This is a genomic window from Mycobacterium sp. E735 (assembly GCF_001666955.1).
Taxonomy (GTDB): domain Bacteria; phylum Actinomycetota; class Actinomycetes; order Mycobacteriales; family Mycobacteriaceae; genus Mycobacterium.
Genome location: NZ_LZIX01000216.1, coordinates 1 through 5,783 on the forward strand (window position 1 = coordinate 1; position 5,783 = coordinate 5,783).

Annotated in this window: 7 protein-coding genes and 1 pseudogene; 6 read left to right on the plus strand and 2 right to left on the minus strand. The window is 68.0% G+C overall.

Annotated elements, in window-relative coordinates; translation table 11 throughout:
• Nucleotides 1–58 precede the first annotated feature (58 nt).
• The 4 genes from A5704_RS17115 to A5704_RS17130 all read left to right on the plus strand — a co-directional run bounded on the left by A5704_RS17115 (nucleotide 59) and on the right by A5704_RS17130 (nucleotide 3,590).
• Nucleotides 59–520: a nuclear transport factor 2 family protein gene (locus A5704_RS17115; protein WP_067890113.1), complete on the plus strand. Its 462-nt coding sequence runs from the start codon at nucleotides 59–61 to the stop codon at nucleotides 518–520.
• 227 nt (nucleotides 521–747) lie between these two features.
• Entirely contained in the window at nucleotides 748–1,830 is a 1,083-nt protein-coding gene (locus A5704_RS17120) for a Re/Si-specific NAD(P)(+) transhydrogenase subunit alpha (RefSeq protein ID WP_067755253.1), read from the plus strand.
• Between the two features lie 9 nt (nucleotides 1,831–1,839).
• Nucleotides 1,840–2,169, plus strand: coding sequence for an NAD(P) transhydrogenase subunit alpha (locus A5704_RS17125; RefSeq protein WP_007167221.1), 330 nt, complete (start codon nucleotides 1,840–1,842; stop codon nucleotides 2,167–2,169).
• Nucleotides 2,166–3,590: an NAD(P)(+) transhydrogenase (Re/Si-specific) subunit beta gene (locus A5704_RS17130; RefSeq protein WP_067890112.1), complete on the plus strand. Its 1,425-nt coding sequence runs from the start codon at nucleotides 2,166–2,168 to the stop codon at nucleotides 3,588–3,590. Before A5704_RS17125 ends, A5704_RS17130 begins: the two co-directional genes overlap by 4 nt.
• A 66-nt stretch (nucleotides 3,591–3,656) precedes the next feature.
• Here A5704_RS17130 and A5704_RS28430 read toward each other — a convergent pair whose 3' ends face one another.
• The gene (locus A5704_RS28430; RefSeq protein ID WP_007167223.1) at nucleotides 3,657–3,782 is read right to left on the minus strand and encodes a hypothetical protein; all 126 of its coding nucleotides are present in this window, start codon (nucleotides 3,780–3,782) and stop codon (nucleotides 3,657–3,659) included.
• Nucleotides 3,783–3,946: 164 nt separating this feature from the next.
• Here A5704_RS28430 and A5704_RS17135 point away from each other — a divergent pair, with 164 nt between their 5' ends.
• Nucleotides 3,947–4,570 carry a TetR/AcrR family transcriptional regulator gene (locus A5704_RS17135; RefSeq protein ID WP_067755243.1) on the plus strand — a complete coding sequence of 208 codons (624 nt, stop codon included), beginning with the start codon at nucleotides 3,947–3,949 and terminating at the stop codon, nucleotides 4,568–4,570.
• Here the strand turns inward: A5704_RS17135 and A5704_RS17140 are convergent.
• Nucleotides 4,567–5,466, minus strand: coding sequence for an alpha/beta hydrolase (locus tag A5704_RS17140; RefSeq protein WP_067755240.1), 900 nt, complete (start codon nucleotides 5,464–5,466; stop codon nucleotides 4,567–4,569). The two genes, A5704_RS17135 and A5704_RS17140, sit on opposite strands and share 4 nt — an antisense overlap.
• A gap of 110 nt (nucleotides 5,467–5,576) precedes the next feature.
• Between A5704_RS17140 and A5704_RS17145 the strand changes: the two are divergent.
• A pseudogene (locus tag A5704_RS17145) lies at nucleotides 5,577–5,783 on the plus strand (diacylglycerol kinase); the annotation flags it as partial.

Genomic DNA, 5,783 nt, shown 5'->3' on the forward strand with positions numbered 1-5,783 from the left:
GCGGCGTGTCGTCGCAGACGTTTATGTGTCGCGATTGCCGTCGAGCACCATGGACGGCATGACCGCATCCCGTCCGCCGTTGCCCCCGTTCACCTACGAGACGGCGCTGCAAAAGGTGCAGGCCGCCGAGGACGCTTGGAACACCCGCGACCCGCACCAGGTCAGCCTGGCCTACACGCCCGACTCGCAGTGGCGAAACCGCGACGAACACGTCGTCGGCCGCGACGCGATCGTGGCGTTCCTGACCCGTAAGTGGCAGCGCGAGCTCGACTACGCGTTGCGGAAAAGCTTGTGGGACTTTCACGACAACCGCATCGCCGTTCGGTTCCAATACGAATGCCGCGACGCGGGCGGCCAGTGGTACCGCAGCTACGGCAACGAGCTGTGGGAGTTCTCCCCGTCGGGGTTGATGGCGCGTCGCGAGGCCAGCATCAACGACGTGCGCATCGACGAGTCCGAGCGCCGCTACTTCGGGCCGCGGCCCGCCGACCAGCACGGCCGGGACATCCCGCTTTGGTAACCCGCCGCGGCCACAACGCCTTGGTGTGACTCCACAACACGGCGGCCGGTACTACGTGCGCCTCGGGTGACGAACCATCGACGGGAGTCGATCGGCCGCTCGGGGGCATCCCGCCCCGGTCGATCGCACGTCCGGGCCGAAAACCGGCAGGCGTTAAGGTAGCGAAGCGTGCGGCCAGCCAGCGGCACATCCAAACGGCAGGAAACGGGAAAGCAGATGTACGCGCCATGACAGATGCGCAGACGACGGTAGGGGTGGTCGCCGAGTCCGGGGCCGACGAACGACGGGTCGCGCTGGTCCCCAAGGCGGTGGCGTCGCTGATCAGCAGCGGTGTGGCGGTGGTGGTCGAGTCGGGGGCGGGCGAAAAGGCGTTGCTGCCCGACCAGCTCTACACCGAGGCCGGCGCGAGCATCGGGGACGCCTGGACCGCCGACATCGTCGTGAAGGTGGCGCCGCCGACCAAAGAAGAGGTCGGCAGGCTGCGCCGCGGGCAGACGCTCATCGGGTTCCTGGCACCGCGCAACGCCGACAACTCGATCGGCGCGCTGACCGAGGCCGGGGTGCAGGCGTTCGCACTCGAGGCCATTCCGCGCATCTCGCGGGCCCAGGTGATGGACGCGCTCTCGTCGCAGGCCAACGTGGCCGGCTATAAGGCCGTCCTGCTGGCCGCGTCGGAGTCGACGCGGTTCTTCCCCATGCTGACCACGGCGGCCGGCACCGTGAAGCCGGCCAGCGTGCTGGTGCTCGGCGTCGGGGTGGCCGGCCTGCAAGCGCTTGCGACGGCCAAGCGGCTGGGCGCGCGCACCTCCGGTTACGACGTGCGCCCGGAGGTGGCCGACCAGGTCCGCTCGGTGGGGGCGCAGTGGCTGGACCTCGGCATCGACGCGGCCGGTGAGGGCGGATACGCCCGCGAGCTCACCGAGTCCGAACGCGCCGAGCAGCAGGAGTCGCTGGAGAAGGCGATCGCCGGGTTCGACGTCGTGATCACCACCGCGCTCGTCCCGGGGCGTCCCGCGCCGCGCCTGGTGACCGCCGCGGCCGTGGAGTCGATGAAGCCCGGCAGCGTCGTCGTCGACCTGGCCGGGGAGACCGGAGGCAACTGCGAACTCACCGAGCCCGGGAAGACGGTCGTCAAGCACGACGTGACCATCGCCTCGCCGCTGAACCTGCCGGCGACGATGCCCGAGCACGCCAGCGAGCTGTACAGCAAGAACATCACGGCGCTACTGGACCTGTTGATCACCGATGGCAAGCTGGCCCCCGACTTCGACGACGAGGTCGTTGCGGCCTCCTGTGTCACGCGGGCCTGAGAGGACTACATGTACGACGAGTTATTGGCCAATCTGGCGATCCTGGTGCTGTCCGGGTTCGTCGGGTTCGCCGTCATCTCCAAGGTGCCCAACACCCTGCACACGCCGTTGATGTCGGGGACCAACGCGATTCACGGCATCGTGGTGCTGGGGGCGCTGGTGGTCTTCGGCGAGGTGGAGCACCCCTCGCTGGCGGTGCAGATCATCCTGTTCGTCGCGGTGGTGTTCGGGACGCTCAACGTCATCGGCGGCTTCATCGTCACCGACCGGATGCTCGGGATGTTCAAGGGCAAGAAGAAGGCCGTGCCCGTGAAGACCGAAGACCTGGCGGCGAAATGAACTACCTGGTCACCGTCCTCTACATCATCTCGTTCGCCCTCTTCATCTATGGCTTGATGGGCCTGACCGGGCCCAAGACCGCGGTGCGGGGCAACCTGATCGCCGCGGTCGGCATGGCCATCGCCGTGGGCGCGACGCTGATCAAGATCCGCCATACCGAGTCCTGGGTGCTGATCATCGCCGGCCTGGTCGTGGGCGTGGTGCTCGGCGTTCCGCCCGCCCGGCTGACCAAGATGACCGCCATGCCGCAGCTGGTGGCCTTCTTCAACGGCGTGGGCGGCGGCACCGTCGCGCTGATCGCGCTGTCGGAATTCATTGAGACCAGCGGCTTCTCGGCCTTCCAGCACGGGGAGTCGCCGACCGTGCACATCGTGGTGGCGTCGCTCTTCGCCGCGATCATCGGCTCGATCTCGTTCTGGGGATCGATCATCGCGTTCGGCAAGCTGCAGGAGATCATCTCCGGATCGCCGATCGGGTTCGGCAGGGCGCAACAGCCGATCAACCTGCTGCTGCTGGCCGCCGCGGTGGCCGCCGCGGTGGTGATCGGCGTGCACGCCCACCCCGGCACCGGTGGGGTGCCGCTGTGGTGGATGATCGGCCTGCTGGCCGCCGCCGGTGTGCTCGGCCTGATGGTGGTGCTGCCGATCGGCGGCGCCGACATGCCGGTGGTCATCTCCCTGCTCAACGCGATGACCGGGCTGTCGGCCGCAGCGGCCGGCCTGGCGCTGAACAACACCGCGATGATCGTGGCGGGCATGATCGTCGGCGCCTCCGGTTCGATCCTGACCAACCTCATGGCCAAGGCGATGAACCGCTCCATCCCGGCGATCGTCGCGGGCGGCTTCGGCGGCGGCGGCGTCGCGCCCAGTGGGGACGGCGGCGGCGACAAGCACGTCAAGGCCACGTCGGCCGCCGACGCGGCGATCCAGATGGCCTACGCCAACCAGGTGATCGTGGTTCCCGGCTACGGTCTGGCGGTCGCGCAGGCCCAACACGCGGTCAAGGACATGGCGTCGCTGCTGGAGGACAAGGGCGTCCCGGTCAAGTACGCGATCCACCCGGTCGCCGGCCGCATGCCCGGCCACATGAACGTGCTGCTGGCCGAGGCCGAGGTCGACTACGACGCCATGAAGGACATGGACGACATCAACGACGAGTTCGCCCGCACCGACGTGGCGATCGTCATCGGCGCCAACGACGTCACCAACCCGGCGGCGCGCAACGAGCAATCCAGTCCGATCTATGGCATGCCCATTCTCAACGTCGACAAGGCCAAGTCGGTGATCGTGCTCAAGCGGTCGATGAACTCCGGGTTCGCGGGCATCGACAACCCGCTGTTCTACGCCGAGGGCACGACGATGCTGTTCGGGGACGCGAAGAAGTCGGTGACCGAGGTCGCCGAGGAACTGAAGGCGCTTTAAGGGCCAGACGGCCGTGGCGATCGCGAGCGCGGCGGAACCGGGCGCTGCGGGTCGCCACCAGGGTCGCTAGACGGGCGGGTAGGCGGGCGGCGGGTAGCCGTTGCCGTCGACCACCCCGCGCAGCCCCCACGGGACGTAGCGGAAGAAGAACTCGATCTCGTCGCTAGCGTCGTAGTCCGGACTCGGATCCATGAGGCCACCCCTCCAGTCGCGACTTGAGCTTTGTGACAGCGAGTCTAGTCCCATCCGTGTCGGGGCGACACCTGGCGTTTGCCTAAACTGTCCAACCAGTTGATTGATAATTGGCCTTGCCCGGCACCCTAGGTCCCGCCCGGCAGTGACGATAGCGAGGGCAGATGCCATCCGAGAACGGACTAACGCGACGCGAGGAGCTGCTGGCTGTCGCCACCAAGCTGTTCGCCGCGCGCGGCTACCACGGCACCCGGATGGACGACGTCGCGGACGTGATCGGCCTGAACAAGGCGACGGTCTACCACTACTACGCCAGCAAGTCCCTGATCCTGTACGACATCTACCAGCAGGCCGCCGAGCGGACGCTGGCCGCCGTTCACGACGATCCGTCGATGACCGCCCGCGAGGCGCTGTATCAGTACACCGTGCGGCTGCTGGACCAGATCGCCGCCAACCCCGAGGGCGCGGCCGTCTACTTCCAGGAGCAGCCCTACATCACCGAGTGGTTCTCCGAGGAGCAGGTCGCCGCGGTCCGCGAGAAGGAGACCCAGGTTTACGAACACGTCCACGGCCTCATCGATCGGGGGATCGCCAGCGGCGAGTTCTACCAGTGCGATTCGCACGTCCTGGCGCTCGGCTACATCGGCATGACACTCGGTGCCTACCGGTGGTTGCGCCCCAGTGGACGTCGCAGCGCCAAGGAGATCGCCGCGGAATTCAGCACCGCGCTGCTGCGCGGCCTGATCCGTGACGAAGCGATCCGCACGAGCTCCCCGCTCGGTCCCTAAGGACTCACACCCTTGAGGTGTCTGTCGAGGAAGGCGAGCTGGTCGGCGACGACACGCTCGAACGCCTCGTCGACGTAGATCGCGAAATGGCCCTCGGGGTACAGCTTGACCTCGCCGCGCGGGGCCTTGGCCGCGTAGCGCAACGTCGGCGCCGCCGGTGCGACCGAGTCGGCTTCGCACACGCAGAACAGGATCGGGCAGGGAATCTTCGCGGTGTCGCGGCCGGGACGGTAGGCCATGATCGTCAACGCGATGCGGGCCGCCACCTCGTTGGTCAGTTCCTCACCCGCGGGGACGAGCCTGAGGTAGCCGGGGTAGGCGTCGGGCGTGGTCATCAGCGCGACGTCGCCCGGTCTCCCGACCGTCGGCACCATCACCGGGGGCTTGCGCATCCGGGCGGCCAGCAGGTCACGCGCCGCCAGCAGACCGACTTGAGCGAAGACCAGCGGGTTGCTGATGGTGCGCGCCGACGCAATGCCGTCGGTGAAGGGGCATTGGGCGATCGCGGCCGCGATGCCCGGCAGCCGGGCCGCCGTGGCGATCACGTGGCCGCCGGCAAACGAGGTGCCCCACAACGCGATTCGGTCGGGGTCGATCCCGGGCAGGGTGCGCGCGTAGGCGACCGCCGCCGCCCAGTCGGCGAGCTGCAGTCCGACATCGAGCACCTGGCGGGGCCGGCCCTCGCTGTCGCCGAAGTTGCGGTAGTCGAACACCAGGCAGGCGTACCCGGCCGCGCTGAACCGTTCGGCGTACGCGTCCAGCCGCATGGTTCGCACCCCGCCCAGGCCGTGCGCCATCACCAGCAGGGGCGCGCGTTCTCCGCCCTCCGGCCGGTAGAGCCAGGCGCTGATCAGATCGCCACCGGAGGGGAATCGGACGTCTTCGCGTTGTGTCATCAGCCAGCCATTCTGCCCCGGGTGATCGCGACCCGTCCGCCGGTATGCGGCAAAGATTTTATGGACTACTGTCTAGAAACGTTTGGAGCGCTCAACGGACGGAGACTCTCATGGCGATCCGCGTCGCGCATGTCGGTACCGGAAACGTCGGAGGGTTGGCCCTGGCCGAGCTGATCACCAATCCGCAGTTCGAGCTGACGGGCGTGTGCGTGTCCACCCCGGAGAAGGTCGGCAAGGACGCCGGTGAACTCTGCGGCGTCGCCCTGGAACCCGGTGTGGTCACCGGGGTGACGGCCGTCTCGGACCTCGACGCGCTG